This window comes from Streptomyces sp. B8-7 (genome assembly GCF_058833805.1).
On sequence record NZ_JBYRRL010000006.1, the window covers coordinates 511,391 to 529,155 of the forward strand.

The following is a 17,765-nucleotide window of genomic DNA, read 5'->3' on the forward strand; positions in this document are numbered from 1 at the left end:
GCCGGGCGCCGTAGCCGCTCGGCCGGGTGTCGTGACCGGCAGCCCGCCCTGCCGCACCGCGGGCCCGCACACGCCGCCCCCGCGCGGGCACGCCTGGCCCCCCGGCGACGGCACGGCCGTCACCGCCGGACCGGCGTGATCCGGGTGGACGGCACCGCGGGCACGCCGCCGGGTCGGCGGGGGACCCGAGGTCCGCGGGCGGGCCGGCGGGGGCGCTGCGGGTCCGGTCAGCGGCCGCCGTTGAACGGACCGTACGGCCCGTCGCTGCTGCTGCCGCCGCGCCGCCGGGGACCGGAGATCTGCCGCAGGGCGGGGCGGACGTCGACCATGTAGACGATGGTCGCGATCAGACCGATGACCGGCAGGAACGACAGGATGCCGAACACCAGACTGACCACGAAGGCCAGACCGAGGACGACCAGCCAGAACGTCTTGGTCTGCTTGGAAGCGGCACGGTAGGCGTCGTCCCGGCGCACCGCCGCGTCCACCAGCGCGAAGCCGCTGAAAAGGGTGAAGGCCAGACTCAGCAGGGCCAGGAACCCCGCGAACCCCTGCATCAGCATTGTGTCCACTCTCCGAATCGGCTCGTCCTCACGCGGTCACCGTACCCGCAGGTGACCTGCAAACCACCCGTAAGCGACCCGTAAGCCGTGGGCTGTCCGCAGACACTGTCCCGCTACCCCGACAACGGGCCGGGCACCCTCGAAGTGCCCGGCCCGTCACGACCGGCCACGAATCACTCGGCCGGGGGCGTCGCCTTCTTCGCGGCGGGCTTGCGCGCGGGCGCCTTGCGGGCCGCGCTCTTCTTCGCCGGGGCGGCCGCCTTGGCCTCGGCCGGCTTGGTCTCGGCCGGCTTGGTCTCGGCCGGCTTGGTCTCGGCCGGCTCCTCCTTGACCGCGACCGGCTCCGGCTCGACCGCCACCGCCAGGTCCTCCAGCTCCTCGGCGGCCTCGCCGCGCCAGGACCGGACGGTCTGCTCGCCGTGCTCGGCGACCTTCTCGTAGGCCTCGCGGGCCTTCACCGCGTACTCCGCGGCGACGCCCACCCCGCGCAGCGCGACGTCCTGCGCGGACTCACCGAACTTCTTCAGGTCGGCGTCGATCGTGCTGCCGAGCTTCTTCAGGTCGCCGTCGAGGGAGGCGAGGAACTCGCCGACCCGGTGCTGCAGGGTCTCCTGCGCCTCACGGGCCTTGGCCTGGGCCTCCTTGGCACGCGCGGCGGCCCGCTCCTGCACGGCCTTCGGGTCGGTGTTGCGCACCGCGTCGATCCGCGCGGGGGCCTCGGCCCGCAGCTGCTCCACCAGGCCCGGCACCTTCTTCGCCTGCTGCAGGGCGAGGTCGGCGGTGCCGGCGGCGAAGTAGAGCGGAGTCGGGTCGCTGAGGGTCTTGCGCAGGTCGTCGGTGATGGCCATGGTGAGGTCCTCCCGGATTCTTGCTGCTGTCGGCTGAGGGTCTGGCGGGTCCGCGGGCGGCGGCCGGTCCCCTGGTCCGGTCAACCGGCCGTCCGCCGCGGATCGTCTCCGGCATCGCGCACGGTGCCGTCGAGCACATCGGTGTGCCCGGCACCGGCCGGGTCGCTCACGGCCGAGCCGTTCTCCTTGCGGAACGACTCGTAGATCTGGAGCAGCACCTGCTTCTGCCGCTCGTCGAGGGTGGGGTCCGCCAGGATGACGGCCCGCGTCTCCACCTCGTCCCGGTCCCGCTCCGCGTCCAGGATCCCGGCGCGCACGTACAGCGTCTCCGCGGAGATCCGCAGCGCCTTGGCGACCTGCTGGAGCACCTCCGCGCTCGGCTTGCGCAGCCCGCGCTCGATCTGGCTCAGGTACGGGTTGGACACCCCGGCCGCCTCCGCGAGCTGCCTGAGCGACAGCTGCGCGGTGCGCCGCTGCTCACGGAGGTACTCGCCGAGACTGCCGACGTTGAGCGATGCCATACCCCTACTGTGCCCCCAACCCGCTAACAATTGCAAGCACCCCGCTTGCAGCAGCTACCACACGGTCAATGTCGGGCCGTGTGACTGAGCAAGATAGTTGTCACTTGAGCAGGACAACTGTCACCGCTCAGCTCGGCGGACTCCCGTGCAGGCGAGGACTGCGTCGGCGTCCTCGACGAGGAAGATCATGAAGGCCCACGTCCGGTCCGGTGAGAAGACGCAGCCGATCCTGACCTGAGCGGCTTCGAGCCGGGTGAGGATGTCGACGGTGGACGGCAAGGCGAGAGTCTCAGTACCTCGCTTCCTCGCCCGTCGGAGGCGAGCCGCGTAGATGCCGGCAAGCTCCTGGCTGGGAACGCGGCCGTCCCATACGACGAAGTCGCCTCCGTCGAGAAGCGCCGATCTAGCGGGTTCGCAGGCCGCGGTCTGGTCGCCTAGCATCTCGGCGAGTTCCGCCCGGTCCATCTGTCGTCCTCTCGCGTGCGGTCCCGTTGTCCGCTCAGTCGTCAAAGTGGAGCTCAGGTCGGGTCCAGAGGGTGAGGTCACTGCTGGTGGCGACCGCCAGGGTCTGGCCGGAGGGAGAGAACCCGGCTGCGCGAAGTTCCGAGTACTCAGAGTGGAAGACGTGCCACCACGTCCCTCCCGCCGGGCCTTTGTGGGACCCGCCGTCGGCGGAGAGGATGACGCGGTCGTGGGGCCAGTCGGGGCTGACGACGTCCAGGGTCCAGCCGTCCGGTGTGGTGCTGTGAAGGCCGCCGCCGAAGAGACCGGCGATGCGCACCGGTGCGCCTGCGATCGGGCCGAGCCCGGGACAGGCGAGGGCCGGGTGGGCGTCGGGAGTGCTCGTTTCGAAGTCAGGGTCCCTGTCGCGGGCGATCTTCTCGCCGGTGACCGCGTCGAAGAGTCCGTGACCGTCGCTGGACACGACCATGACGAGGTCGTGGCCGCTGTCGGGATGGACGGCGAATCCGATACCGAGGAGGCCCCCGATAGGGGTCCTGCGGTCCAGCACCGGCTGCCACGGCTCGGGAACCGGCATGACGGTGGCGGCGATGTAGCGCTCGCGCAGCTTCTGCTGATAGTCCGTGATCAACTTGCCTCCTCGACGCGATTCGCGTCGAGGGTCTCTCGCGCAGCGGCCCACGTCGACTCGAATTCTTGACGGGTGATCTCGGCAACGCCGTCCGCTTCTCGCCAGCCGTGCAGGGTGCCTTCCGCGAGGACGCTGTACTGCCGCTCGTAGGAGGCCATGGCTGCGAGGTCGTCGCGGTCACGGATCTCAATGACCTCCACCAGCGAGGCGGCAGTCACGGGCAGACGCTGAAGCCCTTGCAGGTCGACGTGCCGTAGCACCCATTCCTCGTCGTCGAGTTCGAAATACGACCAGACATCACTCTCGTCGTCGTAGGTGCGGATCCAAGTCGTCACGTTCGCATGATCTCTCGGCGGGAAGACGACGCATCCGGCAGGACGCACGGGCCAGCTGCTTCCCGGCTTGTCCGCAACTGGATCACGCCATGCGACTCGATTCAGGATGGCTCCGAGAGGCACGGCGATAACCCTCCGTGGTCGACTTCCCTTGCCCGCCCGGTTGGATCGGGCCACGAGCGATGATCTGGTGCATCGGAGCCATCTGGTTGAAGTGGTTCATGACGACGATCCGCAGCGGGAACGAGATCCAGGCTTTGCGCCGGAGATAGAGCGAAAGGGCTTGGTCGAGATCGCTGGCCTGGTGGATGAGTGGCAACATGCGCTCGCGGGCCTGCTCTTCGTCGTCGGCATCAAGGAGATGTTCGGCGATCCCGAGTACTGCCCCCATGAGCAACGGGTCCAGCGGAGGGTCGGTGAAGGGGCGGGAGCTGTGCTTCTTTCCGGGTCTGCCCCGGAGGATTGTCGCGCGGGCATGGCGTTGCCCGGCCTCGCGATCAAGTGCCTCCGCGAGGGCTGGTGTTGCGGCGAAGGGCCGGGCCGCCGGCCAGGACAGGAACACCAGACCGAGCAACGCTCTGAGGTCGGCGAAGTAGTCAGCGGCAGGGATCAGCCAGCCGACGCACGGTGTCATCTCGGTGCCGATCGGGCTGAGGAGGTCCAGAAGTCGCTGCTGGAGGCCGAGCAAGTGTTCCAGTGTCTGTGCGTCGGGTGGGTCTTCGGGGAGCGTGCCGTCGGGTTCGGCGAGTTGGACACCACAGGCGGGTTGGAGGCGCCCGACGGTGCGCGGGGCGGTGGTTGTCCGGCACTGGGTGGGGTGCAGGTCTTCGTCCCAGGGGCGGGCGATGATGCTGTTCATCTCGACCGTGTGGACGGGGTGTCGGCAGGTGGGGCAACTGATTCGCAGCAGGCGGCGGTGCTTGGTGCAGGCGAAAACTGGTGGGAGACGCCAGAGGCGTTGCCACGATCCGCCGTGAAGTTGCTGGATCTCGCTTCCGTCTCCGACGAGACACTGCGGGCAGTAACGAGGGGTGCGGGTCAGGAGCCAGGCATTGTCGTTGACCATCCTCGCGGCGCTCTTGCGCGGGGTGAACTTCTCGCTCAGCGGTCCATATCGCTCGGCGAGCGAAGAGGTCAGAAGGCAGCTGACCTCCTCTGGGGCGAGTCGGGTCGCTCGGGCGAAGGTCTGGATCTGCTCCGGTTCCAGGTGGTGCAGAAACCGGATGGGAACGCGGAAGAGCACGTTCTCCTTGCGGTGACCAGTCAGTCCTGTATGGATGGCGACCGCTCCGGGGGAAGTCCCGAGCCGGTGCGCGAGGCGGATGATGTAGCCGGCCAGCGTCTCGTCGGGCAATGGGTCGAGGCTGCGGGGCAGCGGGCGCATTGCCCCATGATGTCGTCTGCGTCTCGACTCACCGCCGATTCTTCGCGGATTCACCTCCTCACCACGAACACTCGATCCCCCTGGAGCCGGTGATGTCGGTGGGCTGTCATAGGGTCCGGTCCCATGACGCTCCTGATGACGTACGGGGGACCCGGCGAGCCCGAAGGGCTGGCCACGCGTACCGGTGGGATACCCATGGCCCCGGCGGGGACGGCATGGCCTCACTGTGCGACGTGTGACGGGCCGATGCAGTTCCTGGCCCAGATCGTCCTGGATGATCTGGACCGTCCGATGGACTCAAGCAACAAGCAAGACGGCGACGTCATGGCGATCTTCATGTGCCAGAACGATCCCGGCATGTGCGACGAGTGGAGCCCGATAGCCGGTGGCAATCGTGCCCTGCTGTTCCCTGCCGACGGGTTGGCGCCGATGTCCACGCCCACCCCGGGTGAGAACGACGAGAAGGTGCTGCTCCTCGGCGCTGTCAGCGCCGTCACCTTGGTGCCCTCACCCGCAGCCGACTACTTCAGCGCGCGTGAGGAGTGGGCCAGCCGTAGCGGAAATGAGCTGGGGCACGTCCTGGGACAGCTCGGCGGACAGCCCCACTGGCTCCAGGACGATGAGACACCCCGGTGCCCGACCTGCACCCACCCTATGGACCTGGTTGCACAGTTCGAGGAAGGCCCGGACCACTCCACGGCCATGAACTTCGGCGGCTGCGGCACAGCGTTCGCCTTCACGTGCGCACCCTGTGTCCAGACCGCCTTCCTCTGGCAGTGCTGACTGGGGAAGGAGAGACCGTGCCCGACGAGCTCATCCGCATCCTGGCCAAGGCCCTCGCCGGCCTTGTGATCAGCATCGACCTCACCGATGACGAGGACGTACCCCCGGACGTTGCCACGCGCTGGTTCGAAGACAGCACCCACACCCTCGGTCACCTGATCGAGTCAGACCGCGACCGGCTCACCGCCCTGTGGCACGACCTCGCCGACCACGAACCCAGCCCTGCCCGCCGTCAGGCCCTACGCGAGCTGCCGGAAAGTTTCGGCCTCGACGACGGGGACTGAACCGGGTTCCAACGACGGCCCGCACGAGCGTGAGCACGTTCGCGTGCAGGCCTGCCAGTGATCACGATTCCCCATGGGGACGGCGGACGTGGGCGGTGCCGGCGCATCCGGGCCGGTCCACGTTCCACTTCCACGGCAAGGCCTCGTCGCAGAAGACGCAGACGAAGTCCCCCTCGCGCACGACGTTGAGCTGCTGGCAGGCGGGGCAGCGCCGGAAGACAACCTCGTGCGTGAAGCCGGATGGGCGAACGATCCCGGCCTGGTCCAGGGCCTCGGCGACGGCTGGCCAGGAGCTAACGTCCGGGCAGTAGCCGGTCGACTGATTGCTGACCTCGTCGACCGCCCAACTCCCGGACTCCTCGATGAAGCTGATCTCACCAGCACTCAGGACCACTTCTCCAGCAGCACACACCACGTGCTCACTGCGACGCGGCGCGAGCCTTAGTACTCCAGCCAGATCGACAACGAAGGTGAAGGGCTCGGCCAACTCCTCCACCGTCCGCATCACAGCCCACTCGTTGAAGTCGGCCAGTGAACGCATGCTTCGGCCCTCGCCGCCCGGACGGACAAGACTCCTCAACTCGGCCGGTCCGACGTAGCGATAGCTCCACCGCTGCATGCTCACGCTTGCCCTCTGCCGGTGAGCTGGTCACACCGAACGGTGAACTCGTCCCGCCCGTCCGTGGCTGCGACACCATGGGGTGTGGTGGAGACCGTGACAAGCTCGCCATCCTCCTGAAGCCTGGCCGATCCTATGATCACGCAGGCGACGCTGACCTCCAGCGGATATGCGGAATCCGGACCCAAGGCACCCTGGGCGTCGAAGACGGGAGCCTTGTCGACCAGCGACCACCGACGCCCCGCCGCATCCGTGAACCGGACCTCCACCACACCCGGAAACGGCTCGTCGTCCACCCACCGGACCGCTTCAGCACGCAGCTCGACCACGAGCCTCCCCCTCGATCAAGGCCACAACCAGATGTCAGTGTCCCGCACTGCTCAGCCAGATTCGTGATCGTCGACAAGGCCGATAGCGGTAACCCTGAAGGACACTCCAGGTGGGGCTGCGTTCGTTAATCTCACCACCAGATGTCGGAGACAACCAGAGGGGTATCCATGGCAGTTGAGCGGATCTGGTTAGACGTTCCCTTCGCGGAGAAGGACGAGGCGAAGAAGGGCGGTGCCCGCTGGGATCCTGCCGCCAAGCGCTGGTACGCGCCCCGGGGCGGGATGGCGGAGCTTCAGCGGTGGGCGCCCTCCCCTGATGTCCCCGACCTGCTGCCCGGTGAGGACCGGAGCCTCGGCAGTGGTCTCTTCGTTGACCTGGTGCCCAGCACCTGCTGGTTCACCAACGTCCGCTCCTGCGTGGAGAAGCGGGACTGGGAACGCCTCCGTCGCATGATCACCCGGCGGGCCGGGCAGCGCTGCGAGATCTGTGGGGCCGCCGAGGACCGCGAGGCCAAGCGGTGGCTGGAGGCCCACGAGCGGTGGATCTTCGACGACGCGACACGGGTACAGACCCTCAAGCGGCTGATCTGCCTGTGCACCGACTGCCACACGGTCACGCACTTCGGCTATGCGCAGGTCCGCGGGATCGAGGCGCAGGCCTTCGCGCATCTGGTGAAGGTCACCAGGATGAGCGAGTCACAAGCCCGCCAGCACGTCAGGTCCGCCTTCGCGCTGTGGGAAAAGCGCTCGCAGATCGCCTGGAGCCTGGACCTGGGAATCCTTACGAACGCCGGGATCGCTCTCGCCCCGCCGCCAGAGGCGAAGGACCGCGCTCGCGTCGCGGAGGAGACCCTCCGTTCGGCCGACGGCCCGGCCGTGCCCAGGCAATCCGGATCGGACTCGGCCATTCGTCGGATGCTGGGGCTGCGCTGATCGCGAGGCGGTCGACGAGAGCTCACCTTGATCTTGGCGCCGCTTACTTGCCTGATGATTCCTTCATGCCCTATCCACTCGGCTGAGCCCCTGGGCTTCGATGCGCTGGCCCATGCGCGCGAACGCGCCCTTGTCCTGCCGTACGGCGAGGAGCACCACACTCGCTGGCTGCGACAAGCCGTTCAGGGCACGGAGCTGGTACCCCACCATGTTCTCCACTCCCCTGGTCCGGGCGATGATCGGGGCCATGACCTCGTGGCCCGCGGTCTCATCGGGGGCCGACAGCAGCCGTGCCGCAATGCCGAACACCGCTCCGGCGACGACCGGATCCGCCGACGGATCGCTGAAGTGATGCGAGGCCCGACGCTGCTTGCCGATCGGGGCCCGGGACTTGGTGAATGCGACATGTCGCCGCGCGGCTTCCCGGTCGACGAGCGCGGCCAGGGCCGTCGTCTCGGTCAGGTCGCGCGCCTGTGGCCACGTCATGAAGATCAGCCCGCTCGGGGCCCGGGGATCGATGAAGTACTGGGCCGCTGGGATCATCCATCCGAAGCTGCCCGCCCACGTCGGACCGTCCGGCGCCAGCAGGTTGTCGAAGTGGTACTGAAGTCTCAGAACCACCACGCACGCGACGCCGCCCAACCGCTCACCGCCCTCGCCAGCGCGTGATCAACCCACCCGGCTCGTTCCACCACGCCGCCTGGCGCGACGAGGGAGTCCTCACCCGGCTCAACCACGACCTGACCGGCCTGGCCCGCGTGGAGGAAGGTCGCAAGCCCGAGCCGACCGCCGCCCCGCCGCCCCGCCGCCCCGCTGTCCCGCTGTCCCGCTGAGGCTTCCTGCTGTATGCCGCTGCCGTCACCGCCGCCGCAGCGGTGCTTCCGCACTCGCAGGCGGCCCCCGGCATACGCCGCCGAGCCACGGGACTGCACCTTCTCCAAGGCCGTCCGCGACGGCCCGGACGGTCGTCGGTTCTCCTGGAGCGGCCTGCCCGGCTACCGCCTTCGCCCGTGGCGCCGCGCCGCCTCGCGGGCGGCCTCCTCGACGCGGTCGTGGTGGCGCCGCCACCACTGCGGGTCGCCCGACGGCAGGCCGGTGTCGGTGACGCTCATGCCGACGGCGCCGTCGATCAGCTCGCGAAGGATGTCGGCCTGGCCGGCGTGCCGCTGCGTGTCGGCGATCACCCGGGTCACGGCGTGGTGCAGGGTCAGCTCGTCCCGGCCGTCCGGCCACCACGGCACCGTCCCCACGGTGTCCAGCGGCAGCGCGTCGATCGTGGCGTCCGCGTGCGCCCACGCCCTGCGGTACAGGCCCACGACGTCCTCGCGGGACTCCTCGGGCGTGAGCCACAGGTCCGCGTTGGTCTCGGCTGCCTCCGCCAACCAGGGCAGCGGCTCGCCGGAGGGCCGGCCGAAGGCGTCGCCGAGGTAGCCGAGCTCCACCGAGGCCAGGTGCTTGACCAGGCCCAGGAGGTTGGTGCCGGTGGGCGTCATCGGGCGCCGGGCGTCGTACTCCGACAGCCCCTCCAGCTTCCACAGCACGGCGTCGCGCCCGGACTGGAGGTAGCAGTGCAGAGCGGAGCGGGGGTCGGGGTCGGCGGGGTCCACGGGGCCAGTGTGCCGCGCGGCCGCCCGGGAGACCTGCCGCGGGGCGCACCGGCCGTGGCGGCCGGGCCGTCGGGCCGAGCCGGCCGCACTCGGAACCCGGCGTCGGCCGCCGCGCAAGACGTCCTCGGCCCCGGCGCCGGACGGCTCACACCGGGTCGCCGCCGACCCAGCTCGGCGTCCTCGCAAGTCTCCAGAGACTGTCGAAGGTCCTGTTCCACGTCGCCACCGTCTCCTCCGCCGCGGCGCCGCCCGCCGGGGAGGACACGGCGAGATCGGTGCGAAAGCCCTTGGGGTCGTAGTACAGGGCGTCGGAAGACGACTGGGTGCGGCGGACGGAGACGTCGTAGAGCCCGGTCAGGACCTCCTTCCGGTTGAATATGCACACCTTGTTCAGCGGGAATCCGCCGTACACCCGGTACTCGCACTCCACCCGGACCCGACCCGCCCGGGACAGCCGGGCAGCGAGGCGGGAGAGTGTCAGGCCGTAGCCGCGGCACTGGTCCTGCCGCAGGGCGCGGAAGGCCGGGTCGTCCACGGGCTCACCGTTCTCGCCCACCCGGGACGGCACCGGCATCGGCTGGTCGAAGTCCGGCACGAGCACGCGCACCCGCACGTGGCGGGTGGCACCGGAGTTCTCCATGAGATCCTCAAGACGGTGGAACACCTCGTTGTAGAGGGTCTCACCGGTGTAGCCGAGAAAGTCGATCTCCACGTCCCGAGCGTGGAAGGCACGGCTCACGTAGTCGTCGAGCTGGCCGGAGTTGACCAGCGTGCGTGCGGGGAGGCGGACGAAACCGGTCAGTTCCTTCACCGAGTCGTACAGCACGAAGGCAACGAGGCTGAACAGCGCTCCCCCGAGATAGGCCTTGTCCTCCAAGGCGTCGCCGACGGGCCTGACGAACTGGGCGGTCAGCCCCGTGACAAAGATCCCGGCCAGCAGGATCCTGGTGACCAGAGGCTCGAACCGCGCCTGGTGGCGGCGCAGCCGCTGAACGACACCCGCCTCGGACCGCACGGACATGCGTTCCCCCTCCGCATTCCCACCACCCGCCCGTCACACCTGCCTCCGCATCCGCTTCCGCGTGCGCCGCGGGCTCCGACGAACCGTCATCAGCGCCCGCGCACCACGCGGCTGGCCCCCTCGTCATGGTCCTCTCAGGCCAGGCCTCGGGCAAGACGGGGGCCGGTGGCGGGGCGGCCGCGCAGGCCGAGGGAGGCGATGGCGGTGCCGAGGGTCATGGCGTACGAGTCCACGGCACGCCGGACGTTGGGCGCGTCCAGGCCGGTACCGCTCACCAGGCGGTCCAGGTCCACGTACGCCGAGCGCACGATCTCCAGCCACCGGTAGACCTGCCAGTCGTCCCCCCAGCCGCGTGTGTACTGCTCGGGGAGCCGAGCCGCCCAGCGGCGGAACATGCGGTCGCGGATCTCCGGGCGCGTGGGCGTCAGATGCATGTGGCGCACCAGGTCGTACAGCGGGTCCCCGACCACGGCCAGTTCCCAGTCGATGAGGGTCAGCGCCATGTGGTCGTCGCGGCGCACCAGGTTCCAGGGGTTCAGGTCGCCGTGCAGCAGAGCGGGGGTGCGTCGGGTCAGAGTGTGCCGGCCGAGGATCTCCGCGAGGCGGCCGGCCTCGGGCAGGCCCAGGAACCGGGCCGTCCGCTGCGACGTCTCGGGGAGGTTGCGCACCATCTCCACGAGTTGCCCGCTGAGCCACTCGTAGAAGGGGCCCTCGCCGGCGGCCGGGTCGAGCGGCCGGTAGTCGACGGCGGTGAGCTCGCCCAGCTGGTCGACGAGCCGGTCGGCCTCGTGCGGCAGCAGTCCGTGCACGGGGTGGCCGGGGGGCCGGTCGATGTCGGGCGGGCCCTCGTAGGTGTGGACGGTGAACTGGTCGGTCCGGTGGCTTCTGCCCATCGCCAGCACGCGCGGGGCCGCCACCCCCACCCCGGAGTCCTCGATGGCCCGCAGCACGGCGTGCTCGCTGAGGAAGCTCGGCTCGCGGCGCTTCGCGTGGGCCGCCTTGCGTCGGATCACGACCGGGGACTCGACGCCCGGCACCCGCACCACGGAGTTCAGGTGCGCGGTTCCCTTGAAGACCCGGTTGGCCGGCGCCGCGCCTTCGGCGAGCAGCGCCCGGTCCACGGCGGTCAGCGGGAAGCCGGGGCGCGGCGGGACACGCTTGTCGCGGGTCCAGTCGACGCGGTGGACGGCCGGCGCCCGGCTCCGCCGGCCGTCGGGGTTGCCCCTGCCCACCCGCCAGCGGTGGAGGATGCGGCCGATCTCGTCGTCGTCCGGTACGTTCCGCAGACCGAGCGGCTCCGCGGCCGCTTCGAGAGCGCCGCGCACCCGCCTGGTTGCGCGGTCAAGGCTTTCCTGGTCGAAGAGCGTGCACAGGGACGTGGCGGCCCGCATCACGTCCGGGTAGACGGACTGGGCGCGCTCGAAGGCGAGGTAGGGAGCGAGGTCCTTGCCCAGCCCGTTCACCGCTGCCGGGCGCAGTTCCCGCACGGCGTCCGCCCACAGGTCGATGACGCGGGGCCACTGTGCCGCGGGGTACCGCATACGGACCAGATGGGTGGCCAGGTCGTGCAGGGGGTCGCCGTAGCCGGCCAGTTCCCAGTCGATGCAGACGACCGGCGGATCGCCCTCGCCGGACGTGATCAGGTTGTCGCGGTGCAGGTCGCCGTGGAGCAGGCTGTAGGGGCGTCGGACCATCGGCGGAACGCGCTCGCCGAACCGGACCAGCGCGTCCTCGGGCAGGCCCAGCGCCTTGAACAGTCCGCCGAACACCGGCCAATTGGGCTGCCTGATCTGCCGGTCGGCCTGCCGGGCGAGTGCCTGGAGGAACCCGCGGCTGTCGCTGTAGTCGCCCGGCCAGCCCGCCGGCAGCGGGGGCAGGGTTCCCCGTCGCACCTGGGACAGGCGGGCGAGCAGCCCGGTCAGTGCCTTCGTCACCAGGGGGGGCACGGCTGTGCCGTCGGCGCAGACGCTGGACAGCGGCACGCCCTCCACATGGCTGTGGACGGCGAAGCCGTCGCCTCGGGCGAGGCGCTGCGGCACCTCGGGCAGGACCGTGCGTACGGCGTCGAGGACGCTTCCCTCGTTCGGCCAGGTCCGGATCACCACAGGCGGTGCCTGGCGCCGCGGGACCCGCAGCGTGACGGTGGTGCCGGGCGCACGGCCGAGGGCCCGGGCGAGCGGGTCCGTGAGCGGGACGGCGTAGTTGTCGTGGTGGTGGCCGCTGAGGGCGTGTCCCCGGGCGGCGGCACTCGCGACGAACGCGCGGAGTCCGGCCCGGTGGCCGTCGAGTGTGGTCGGCCCCCGCAGCGGAGGCACGGGAACGGGGGGTGCGCCCACTTGGCCACTCCGGAAGGTTCGCACGACGACGGACAGGACGAACGGTCAGGACGAACGGTCAGGACCAACGGACAGGACGAACGGGCAGGCCGGAAACGACCGGCTTCACAGGGCCCGGCGGGCGGGGCGACGGTCGGCCGCAGTGGTGTTCCGCGTCGATGTGCCGAACGCCGGGGTCCCGGTCCGGCGGGCACGGCGGGTGGTGTGCCACTCGCCCGCCTGAAGCCGTTCGAGACCGGCCGGTGGGCCGTCCCGGCCGACAGCGGGCGGTACGGTTCCGCGCGCGGTGCAGGCATGGTAACCCGTCGGTCGTCCCGGGCGAGCAGCTTCCACACCGGGTTGCTCCCGGAGGTCCAGGTCGCTGTGGTGGGCGTCGCGCCGCTCCTCGCGGTCCTCGCGGACGCGGTGCCGGCGGAAGGACCAGGCTTGTGGCGTGGCGACGGAGCCGGCGGTCCGGACGCCCCTTCGGGGGAAGACGCCGGACGATGCTTCAGGCCTGACCTCAGGGTCGCGCTGAGGGCGCCGGAGGCCGCTGGGCCGCTCCCGGCCGGACGGGCTGCCAGGGGGCTGCCGGACGGACTGCCAGGGGACTGCCGGGCGGACTGCCAGGGGCTGCCGGGCGGGCTGCCGGGGCTGCTGGGGGCACCGGGGCGGGGGTCGGCGGGAGTCGCCGGGGCCGTGTCAGGGCGGAAGCCGCCGGACCGCGCTCAGGACGGCCTCCAGCGAGGTGACGATCTCGGCGGCGCCGCCTGCCCGGAGGATCTCCTCCTTGCGTGCGTTGCGCGCGTAGCCGAGGAAGGGGACGCCGGCGGCGCGGGCCGCCTGGAAGTCGGTGACCGTGTCGCCGATCATCAGGGCGTCCCGCGGGGCCGTGCCCGTGGCGTTCAGGGCGCGGTGCAGGCAGTGCGGGTCGGGTTTGAGGAGGTGGAGGTTCCGGGTGCGGCCGTAGATGTGGGGGGCGAAGCAGGCGGCGAGGCCGCGGCCGGCGAGGTAGGCGCCCACCGCCCGCGGGGAGTTGTTGGTGACGACGGTGAGCCGGGTGCCGAGGGCCGACCAGGTGCGGATCAGCGGGTCGGCGTAGGCGGTGGGCATCGCGACCGGTACGGCCCGGAGTTCATGACGGGTGAGACGTTCCTCCAGCTCGGCGACGAGGTCGCTGCCGGGGTGGCGGCGGTCGACGGCGCTCATCACGACGACCGGGTCGAGGGAGCCCCGCTCCCGGGCCGTGAGCAGCCCGCGAAGCCCTCTGCCCTCCAGCCAGGCCACCAGATCGCCCGCCACGTGTTCGGCGGTGTGGCCGGCGAAGAGGCGGCAGATGGGCCCGTCGAAGTCCCAGAGCACGACGCGGGCGCGGGCGACGAGGTGCCGCAGCCGCGCCGGGTCGTGCTGCACTGGCGTCTCCACCGGTCCCGTCCGCTCGGTCTCAGAAGCCACTAGGAGAGTGTCAGGTCCGTGGAGATGGTTTCCCAGAGGGCGTCGAACCACAACTGCGCCTCCCCGACGAACATCTCGTCCCGCCTCCCGCTGCGCCGGTCGAAGGAGAAGAGCAGGGACTCGGTGCCGAGCACGTCGTACATGTCCAGTGTCTCGCCGTCCGCGGTCTCCTCGCGGCGGGCGACCCGGTAGTAGGCGAAGAGGGCCTCGGTGCCGTTGAGGAGGTACAGCTTCGTCGCCGGGGTGAAGGGCAGCGCCCGGAAGGTGACGTGGACGTCGATGCCGTGGGTGGAGCGCAGCACCTGGAGGTTGTGGCGCAGGACGTGGCCCTGGGCGTTGCGCTGGGCGAGCCATCGTTCGTGCACGGCGTCGTCCTCGCCGCGCCCCTCGACCGGCACCGGGAAGGCGAGGTTGATCTTGCGTGAGGGCAGCAGCAGCCGTACGTCGATGGAGACGGGGCGGACTCTGCCCTCGCGGATGAGGCGCAGGGGTTCGCTGAGGGCCAGCATCAGGGTCTCGGCCGTGAGGCAGGCGGCGTCGATGCGGACGTGGTCGGCGGAGAAGGCGTCGGACAGGCGCGGGGCGAGGGCGACCATGGTCGGCTGGGGCCCGTGCCGGGCCGGGTCGGGTTCGGCGATGCGCGGCGGGCTGCCCTTGCTGACGTGGCTGAGCAGGCCGTCCTCCTGGAGGGCGCGCAGTGCCTGGCGGACCGTGCCGCGCTCCACTCCGAACTCCACCGCCAGTTCGGCCTGGGTGGCCAGCCGGTCGCCCGCCTTGAGCTCTCCGCTGCGGATCCGCTCGCGCAGGGTGTCGGCTATCTCCTGGGGCGTGAGCCTTCTGCCGCCGTTCACTTCCACGCTCCCCTGGTCCACGGCCGGACGCCACAACTGCCAGCCATCCGGCGGCTGTTGCTCGGAAGTTGTTTATGAGTATCGACCAAGCGGGGACAACTTAATCAGAGTTGGCCACCAACTCGACCAAGTTGGCGGAACCTTTACCTCCCGCCGCGAAAGGGGGAAGCACCATGCCCGTCCTCGCCCTCCTGTCCGCCCTGGTCGCCATCAGCCTCGAACAACTGGTCCAGTGGCGGTACGGCCCCACCGGCATCGTCGGCCTGCTCCTGCTCACCATCGGCATCCGGGCGAAGAACCCGGCCGTGAGCTCCGTCGGCGCGGTGGTCCTCACCCTCCTGGTCGCCGGGCCCGCCCTGTGAGGCGCGGATGGCCGGTTCCAGCCTCCGGCCCGAAGTCGACGCCGGGGGAAGGCTACAACTTCCCGCCATGTACGGATAGTTCACGCCCACGCGGTTAGGGCCTGCCCCCATCGGGACATAACAACAGTGAAGTTGGTCGCCAACTCACACAACCTGGTCACACCTCAGGGGGGTTGGCCCCACCGGGCTCCCTTCCGGAGGGGAGCCGGGAGTCCGGTGTCGGCGGGCCACAGCAGACGGCACAGCCACAACCGAAGAAGCACAGCCACAACCGAACAGGTACAGCCACAACTGAACAGTCGGCTACGGATGCACCACCCTGCGCGCCCCGGGCACACCCAGGCCCCCGGCGCGCACCGCACCATCTCCCCGTCCCCGCCAGGAAGGAGGAACCGGGTCAGAACACGTCCGGGCACCAAGGCCGCCTGGGCGTGCGCAGCAGGGCGTCGGCCGACCGGACGGCGCCCGCTCGCTGTTCCCGGACCCGGCCCAGCGCGGCCAGCCGCGCCACGGACTCGTCCCCCAGCCACAGCGCGCCCAGCTCGGCGACGTCCAGCGCCAGTTCCGCCTCCCGCGTGGTCGGCGCGCAGGACGCCCCCTCCGGCGCGGCCCGGAGCAGGAACCGGCCGCCGGTGAGCCCGCCCGCGTCGGCCACCTCCAGCACCAGCTCGCCCTCGGCGCCGTACGTCCGCGCCTCCAGGGCCCGCACCACGTCCAGCACGCGCACCCACAGCCAGTCCGACTGCGCGGTGATCCGCGCGGCCCGGGGATCGGGCAGCAGCAGCGGCAGCACGTCGTCGGGCGCCCGCCGGCCCGACCGCACCCGGGTGACCCAGTCGATCGAGCACAGGTAGTGCCACAGGGCCCGCTCGGCCGCCGGCGTCACGGCCGTCAGCCAGGCCACCTCCGCCGTGATCCCCGGCTGCTTGCCTTCCCAGGTGTCGTCCGTCCGGTACGCCGCCATCCCCTCGACCGCGCCCGCCGCCGACCGGTACACGGCGAAGAACGGCTCGGTCCACGGGGACCGCTCCAGCCGCAGGTCCCCCGTCGCCACCCGCCACCAGCGCTCGTCGCGGCCGACCGCCCCCGGCTGCTCCCGCCGCAGGCGGTCGAAGAGCGCGGGCCCCGCCGCACGCACGTACGCGGGTTCCACGAGGTCGACCCGCCCGCCGTCGTCGGGCCCCGACCATCGCGGGTCCAGCCCCGCCCGCCGCACCTCGACGGTCCACTCGGCACTCCAGGTGCCCGGACCGAACCCGTACCGCCCGTAGATCGGGTACTCGGCGGCGATCAGGGTGGCCACCACGTCGCCGCGCTCCTTCGCGGCGGCCAGGTCCCGCGCCATCATCCGGGACAACAGCCCGCGGCGCCGGTGCGTGGGCGTCACCGTGACGTTGGTGATGGCGTCCGCGGCCACGACGGCCCCGCCCACGGCCGTCAGCTCCTGCCCGAACGACCGGAAGGTGGCCACACACCGCCCGTCCTCGAACGCACCCAGCGTGCGCTCCCGCTCGATGGAGGCCGCCCGGTCGGCGACCTCGGCCGCGGAGGAGCCGGGCGGACGCAGGAACCCGGTGTTCAGTGCCCGGGTCCAGTCGGCGACCTCATCGGGGGCGATCGGACGTACGGCGGTGTCGGCGTGCCCAGTCATGGGATCACCGTAGGTTCACCCTCCCGCACGTCGCTCCCCCTTTTCCGCCGCCGCGCCGCCCCGTCGCCCTCAGACCAGCAGGTCGTCGACCTGGGCCTCGCCGTCCCGGTAGCGGCGGGCGATCTCCGCGCTGCACGCGTCCGTGGTGCCCTGGAGCGCGGCCCGCCGACGGGACACCTGCTGCTCGTACCGGACGAGCCGCCCCATGGCCGCGCCGAGTTCGGGATCGGTGCGCGCCGCGAGGTCGGAGAGCTCGACCTCGGCGAGCATCTCCGCGGCCAGCCGCCGGTACTCCTCCCCGTGCGGCGTGCCGAGGGTGACGTGCCGGGCGGAGGACCGCTGCCGGGCGGGCCCGTCGGTGAGGATCTCCGGCAGCCGCGCCACCACGGACGCCTCCCCCGGCCGGGCGGGCAGGCTGGGCCCCCGGCGGGCCAGCTCCGCACGCAGGATGTCGATCCGCCCCTGCAGCAGCCGCCGGACATAGCTCAGGTCCGCCTCGTCCCGCTGGGCGTCACGCCGCAGGGCCCGCACCTCGGGCAGGGTCAGCCGCCCCAGATCCGGCGCGCCGGGCTCCCCGTCCGGTGCCTGCGCCACGGGCGGGGCCGGACCGGCCGCCGGCCCCGGCTCCACGGTCGGCGCCGCCTGCGCCGAGCCGTCCGTGCGCTGCACGGGCGCCCGCCGGACGGCCGCGCCCGGCGAACGCCCGGTGCTCGTGCTCGGTGTGCTCATACGCCTCAACCGTCCCCTCGACCGGCGTGTGGAAGCATCGTGCCACCCCAAGTGGCCGCTATGTGACCGAGTGCCCCCGAAC

General features: G+C 71.1%; 21 protein-coding genes and 1 pseudogene. 5 read left to right on the forward strand and 17 right to left on the reverse strand.

Translation table 11 applies throughout. The features are described 5' to 3' along the window. Positions 1-227: 227 nt before the first annotated feature. From AC5K6T_RS30480 to AC5K6T_RS30510, 7 genes are all read right to left on the reverse strand, one after another. Positions 228-563 (reverse strand): DUF2516 family protein, encoded by a 336-nt coding sequence (locus tag AC5K6T_RS30480; protein ID WP_493214309.1) that lies wholly within the window; start codon positions 561-563, stop codon positions 228-230. A gap of 173 nt (positions 564-736) precedes the next feature. Continuing rightward, a complete protein-coding gene (locus AC5K6T_RS30485; RefSeq protein WP_493214175.1) occupies positions 737-1,411 on the reverse strand; it encodes a hypothetical protein in 675 nt (224 codons plus the stop codon). Positions 1,412-1,491: 80 nt separating this feature from the next. Continuing rightward, positions 1,492-1,932 carry a helix-turn-helix domain-containing protein gene (locus tag AC5K6T_RS30490; RefSeq protein ID WP_493214177.1) on the reverse strand — a complete coding sequence of 147 codons (441 nt, stop codon included), beginning with the start codon at positions 1,930-1,932 and terminating at the stop codon, positions 1,492-1,494. 120 nt (positions 1,933-2,052) lie between these two features. After that, positions 2,053-2,397: a hypothetical protein gene (locus tag AC5K6T_RS30495; RefSeq protein WP_493214178.1), complete on the reverse strand. Its 345-nt coding sequence runs from the start codon at positions 2,395-2,397 to the stop codon at positions 2,053-2,055. Positions 2,398-2,431: 34 nt separating this feature from the next. Next, positions 2,432-3,025 (reverse strand): hypothetical protein, encoded by a 594-nt coding sequence (locus AC5K6T_RS30500; RefSeq protein WP_493214179.1) that lies wholly within the window; start codon positions 3,023-3,025, stop codon positions 2,432-2,434. Further along, positions 3,022-3,360 (reverse strand): hypothetical protein, encoded by a 339-nt coding sequence (locus AC5K6T_RS30505; RefSeq protein ID WP_493214181.1) that lies wholly within the window; start codon positions 3,358-3,360, stop codon positions 3,022-3,024. Before AC5K6T_RS30505 ends, AC5K6T_RS30500 begins: the two co-directional genes overlap by 4 nt. A gap of 82 nt (positions 3,361-3,442) precedes the next feature. Next, positions 3,443-4,744 carry a TniQ family protein gene (locus AC5K6T_RS30510; RefSeq protein ID WP_493214182.1) on the reverse strand — a complete coding sequence of 434 codons (1,302 nt, stop codon included), beginning with the start codon at positions 4,742-4,744 and terminating at the stop codon, positions 3,443-3,445. Between the two features lie 135 nt (positions 4,745-4,879). Between AC5K6T_RS30510 and AC5K6T_RS30515 the strand changes: the two genes are divergently transcribed. Then, on the forward strand, positions 4,880-5,527 hold the full coding sequence (locus AC5K6T_RS30515; protein WP_493214310.1) for a DUF1963 domain-containing protein: 648 nt from the start codon (positions 4,880-4,882) through the stop codon (positions 5,525-5,527). A gap of 17 nt (positions 5,528-5,544) precedes the next feature. Continuing rightward, positions 5,545-5,811 (forward strand): hypothetical protein, encoded by a 267-nt coding sequence (locus AC5K6T_RS30520; protein WP_493214184.1) that lies wholly within the window; start codon positions 5,545-5,547, stop codon positions 5,809-5,811. A gap of 61 nt (positions 5,812-5,872) precedes the next feature. On the opposite strand, the gene AC5K6T_RS30525 is transcribed toward AC5K6T_RS30520, so the two are convergent. Together AC5K6T_RS30525 and AC5K6T_RS30530 are read right to left on the reverse strand one after the other, a co-directional pair. Further along, positions 5,873-6,430 carry a hypothetical protein gene (locus AC5K6T_RS30525; RefSeq protein ID WP_493214311.1) on the reverse strand — a complete coding sequence of 186 codons (558 nt, stop codon included), beginning with the start codon at positions 6,428-6,430 and terminating at the stop codon, positions 5,873-5,875. A 2-nt stretch (positions 6,431-6,432) separates the two neighbouring features. Continuing rightward, positions 6,433-6,759, reverse strand: coding sequence for a hypothetical protein (locus AC5K6T_RS30530; protein WP_493214186.1), 327 nt, complete (start codon positions 6,757-6,759; stop codon positions 6,433-6,435). A gap of 168 nt (positions 6,760-6,927) precedes the next feature. Here AC5K6T_RS30530 and AC5K6T_RS30535 point away from each other — a divergent pair, with 168 nt between their 5' ends. Next, complete coding sequence (locus AC5K6T_RS30535; protein WP_493214188.1) at positions 6,928-7,692, forward strand: DUF5710 domain-containing protein; 765 nt, start codon at positions 6,928-6,930, stop codon at positions 7,690-7,692. A 63-nt stretch (positions 7,693-7,755) separates the two neighbouring features. Here AC5K6T_RS30535 and AC5K6T_RS30540 read toward each other — a convergent pair whose 3' ends face one another. Beyond that, a complete protein-coding gene (locus tag AC5K6T_RS30540; protein ID WP_493214190.1) occupies positions 7,756-8,313 on the reverse strand; it encodes a hypothetical protein in 558 nt (185 codons plus the stop codon). Between the two features lie 65 nt (positions 8,314-8,378). On the opposite strand from AC5K6T_RS30540, the pseudogene AC5K6T_RS30545 reads away from it, so the two are divergent. Further along, positions 8,379-8,486: pseudogene (locus AC5K6T_RS30545) on the forward strand (IS5/IS1182 family transposase); the annotation flags it as partial. A 201-nt stretch (positions 8,487-8,687) separates the two neighbouring features. Here the strand turns inward: AC5K6T_RS30545 and AC5K6T_RS30550 are convergent. The 5 genes from AC5K6T_RS30550 to AC5K6T_RS30570 form a co-directional block, all read right to left on the reverse strand. Further along, entirely contained in the window at positions 8,688-9,299 is a 612-nt protein-coding gene (locus tag AC5K6T_RS30550) for a DinB family protein (protein ID WP_493214192.1), read from the reverse strand. A gap of 145 nt (positions 9,300-9,444) precedes the next feature. Further along, on the reverse strand, positions 9,445-10,320 hold the full coding sequence (locus AC5K6T_RS30555) for a hypothetical protein (RefSeq protein ID WP_493214194.1): 876 nt from the start codon (positions 10,318-10,320) through the stop codon (positions 9,445-9,447). 134 nt (positions 10,321-10,454) lie between these two features. After that, a complete protein-coding gene (locus AC5K6T_RS30560) occupies positions 10,455-12,656 on the reverse strand; it encodes a phosphotransferase (RefSeq protein WP_493214196.1) in 2,202 nt (733 codons plus the stop codon). Between the two features lie 681 nt (positions 12,657-13,337). Next, complete coding sequence (locus AC5K6T_RS30565) at positions 13,338-14,090, reverse strand: HAD family hydrolase (RefSeq protein ID WP_493214198.1); 753 nt, start codon at positions 14,088-14,090, stop codon at positions 13,338-13,340. Next, the gene (locus AC5K6T_RS30570) at positions 14,090-14,941 is read right to left on the reverse strand and encodes a GntR family transcriptional regulator (RefSeq protein ID WP_493214312.1); all 852 of its coding nucleotides are present in this window, start codon (positions 14,939-14,941) and stop codon (positions 14,090-14,092) included. Before AC5K6T_RS30570 ends, AC5K6T_RS30565 begins: the two co-directional genes overlap by 1 nt. A 173-nt stretch (positions 14,942-15,114) precedes the next feature. Between AC5K6T_RS30570 and AC5K6T_RS30575 the strand changes: the two genes are divergently transcribed. Continuing rightward, entirely contained in the window at positions 15,115-15,303 is a 189-nt protein-coding gene (locus AC5K6T_RS30575) for a hypothetical protein (protein WP_493214200.1), read from the forward strand. Positions 15,304-15,700: 397 nt separating this feature from the next. Here AC5K6T_RS30575 and AC5K6T_RS30580 read toward each other — a convergent pair whose 3' ends face one another. Both AC5K6T_RS30580 and AC5K6T_RS30585 read right to left on the reverse strand, forming a co-directional pair. Beyond that, on the reverse strand, positions 15,701-16,954 hold the full coding sequence (locus AC5K6T_RS30580; RefSeq protein ID WP_493214202.1) for a GNAT family N-acetyltransferase: 1,254 nt from the start codon (positions 16,952-16,954) through the stop codon (positions 15,701-15,703). Between the two features lie 69 nt (positions 16,955-17,023). Next, positions 17,024-17,683: an RsiG family protein gene (locus AC5K6T_RS30585; protein WP_493214204.1), complete on the reverse strand. Its 660-nt coding sequence runs from the start codon at positions 17,681-17,683 to the stop codon at positions 17,024-17,026. Positions 17,684-17,765 lie beyond the last annotated feature (82 nt).

Coding starts and splice junctions, on each gene's coding strand:
- AC5K6T_RS30485 (WP_493214175.1), bottom strand. CDS start 1,411: ATGGCCATCACCGACGACCTGCGCAAGACCCTCAGCGACCCGACTCCG.
- AC5K6T_RS30490 (WP_493214177.1), bottom strand. CDS start 1,932: ATGGCATCGCTCAACGTCGGCAGTCTCGGCGAGTACCTCCGTGAGCAG.
- AC5K6T_RS30515 (WP_493214310.1), top strand. CDS start 4,880: ATGACGTACGGGGGACCCGGCGAGCCCGAAGGGCTGGCCACGCGTACC.
- AC5K6T_RS30580 (WP_493214202.1), bottom strand. CDS start 16,954: ATGACTGGGCACGCCGACACCGCCGTACGTCCGATCGCCCCCGATGAG.
- AC5K6T_RS30510 (WP_493214182.1), bottom strand. CDS start 4,744: ATGCGCCCGCTGCCCCGCAGCCTCGACCCATTGCCCGACGAGACGCTG.
- AC5K6T_RS30525 (WP_493214311.1), bottom strand. CDS start 6,430: ATGCAGCGGTGGAGCTATCGCTACGTCGGACCGGCCGAGTTGAGGAGT.
- AC5K6T_RS30555 (WP_493214194.1), bottom strand. CDS start 10,320: ATGTCCGTGCGGTCCGAGGCGGGTGTCGTTCAGCGGCTGCGCCGCCAC.
- AC5K6T_RS30495 (WP_493214178.1), bottom strand. CDS start 2,397: ATGGACCGGGCGGAACTCGCCGAGATGCTAGGCGACCAGACCGCGGCC.
- AC5K6T_RS30575 (WP_493214200.1), top strand. CDS start 15,115: ATGCCCGTCCTCGCCCTCCTGTCCGCCCTGGTCGCCATCAGCCTCGAA.
- AC5K6T_RS30480 (WP_493214309.1), bottom strand. CDS start 563: ATGCTGATGCAGGGGTTCGCGGGGTTCCTGGCCCTGCTGAGTCTGGCC.
- AC5K6T_RS30535 (WP_493214188.1), top strand. CDS start 6,928: ATGGCAGTTGAGCGGATCTGGTTAGACGTTCCCTTCGCGGAGAAGGAC.
- AC5K6T_RS30585 (WP_493214204.1), bottom strand. CDS start 17,683: ATGAGCACACCGAGCACGAGCACCGGGCGTTCGCCGGGCGCGGCCGTC.